Origin of the sequence: Actinocrinis sp. (assembly GCF_035946395.1) — a bacterium.
Taxonomy (GTDB): domain Bacteria; phylum Actinomycetota; class Actinomycetes; order Streptomycetales; family Catenulisporaceae; genus Actinocrinis.
Map to the genome: position 1 here is coordinate 1 of NZ_DASYZI010000094.1, position 1,864 is coordinate 1,864.

A 1,864-nucleotide genomic window follows, 5' to 3' on the forward strand; every position below is an offset into this window, starting at 1 on the left:
TTCTCGCGGGACGAGCTGCGCACGCTCTACCGCTCGCGCGACGCGTACGTTGACGCGTACCGCCGCGGTGTCGACGAGCTCGTCGCGGCCGGCGGCTTGCGACCCGCCGAGTCGTCCGCCCGCTACGACGAAGCGGCAAAGATAGCCGCGAACCTCGACCTGGGGGGAGAGTGATGACAGACGCTGGACGGCCGATGGGGCTGAGCGATCCGATGTTCACGGCGCCGTTCGTCGGCGTCGACGAGTGGCGTGATGAGCCGGTACGGCACCGCTACGTCCACGGTGGCTTCGACGGCACCGACTGCCGGTTCTCGATGTACTTCCCCGAAGCGACGCGCTATCAAGGCCGTTTCTTCCACCCGGTGTCGCCGGTGCCAGGATCGGAGCACGGCGCCACGGAGGGAGCGTTCACCGGCTACATCGAGTTCGCGGTCGCGAGCGGCGGTTATCTCGTGGAGTCGAACCTGGGACGGTTCCGCCGCGCGTTGCGCGGTGAAGACTCGACGGTTGCCGGCTATCGCGCCAGTGCCGCGGTCGCAACGTATTCGCGTGTGCTCGCAGCCGAGATGTACGGCGAGCACCGCCCGTACGGGTACGTGTTCGGCGGCAGCGGTGGCGCGTACCGCGCGATGGCGTGCATCGAGAACGGCGACGATGTGTGGGACGGCGCGGTGCCCTACATCCACGGCACGCTCCAGAGTCTGCCGAGCATGTTCTCGGTGCAGGCGCACGCCTTCCGCGTGCTCGGCCCAAAGCTGCCCCAGATCGTCGACGCGGCCGAGCCCGGGGGAGGTGGCGACATGTATGCCGGCCTCACCACCGAGGAGCGCGACGCGCTCGCCGAAGCGACCCGAATGGGCTTCCCGCCGGGTGCGTGGTTCGACGCAGAGCGCATTCGCCTCCAGTACACGACCGTGTGGGCAGGCCTATTCGACCACTTCACGACCTGGGACCCAACCTACTTCGGCGATTTCTGGACCGTCCCCGGCTACCTCGGCGCGAACCCCACCGAGTCGCTCCTCGCCGCGAGGGTTGAGCACACGTCGCGGATCGCGAAGTTGATCCTGCCGCCCGAGGCGCGCCACCTCGGGCTGCCGGTCCCGATGGCGCTGCGCGGGCTACACGTCGACGACGTGCCGGTGGCGTACGTGCTCGAGCAGGTGCCCGACGCCGACCTCACCGGCGCCATGCTGCGCTTCACGAGCGGACGCGCGGCGGGTCACCACGTCTGGATCTCCGGACGACGCGGCGACCACGTCACCACCGGCATCGGCCAGGAGGAGTTCGAGTATCTGCGCAGCGTCGGCGTGGGCGACGATGTGCTCGTCGACAACACGCCCTATCTCGCATTCCAGACCTACCACCGGCACCAGGTGCCTCCGGGCGACGAGTACCCGGAGTTCGACCAGTTCCGCGTTGCGGGCCGGCCAATCTACCCGCAGCGCCCGCAGCTCCTCGGTCCGCGCTTCGTGCGCAACAACGGCGCCGGCCGGATGGACGGGCGCTTCGCGGGGAAGATGATCGTCGTCCAGAGCCTGTTCGACGAGATCGCGTACCCGCAGCAGGTCGAGTGGTACCGCAAGCGGGTCGAGGCGGCGCTCGGCGGTCGCATCGACGACCAGTACCGCGTGTGGTTCACCGACCACGCCATGCACCAGGACCCCGCGGTGATGCCGCGCATCGACCTCCACCCCGACCGGTCTACGCGCATCGTCAACTACCGCGGCGTGCTCGAGCAGGCCCTGCGCGACCTCGCCGCGTGGGTGGAGCGCGGCATCGCACCCCCGCCCAGCACGAACTACGAGTGGGTCGACGGTCAGATCCTGCTGCCGGCCACGGCGGCCGAGCGCCGCGGCATCCAGCC

The 1,864-nt window shown here is 69.5% G+C and carries 2 protein-coding genes; both read left to right on the plus strand.

The window, feature by feature from the left end:
* Positions 1–174, plus strand: a 174-nt coding sequence (locus VGS97_RS29780) for an alpha/beta hydrolase domain-containing protein (protein ID WP_414641653.1), incomplete at its 5' end; no start/stop codon positions are given.
* On the plus strand, positions 174–1,864 hold a 1,691-nt coding region (locus tag VGS97_RS06265; RefSeq protein ID WP_326852269.1), incomplete at its 3' end, for a hypothetical protein. The genes VGS97_RS29780 and VGS97_RS06265, both read left to right, overlap by 1 nt.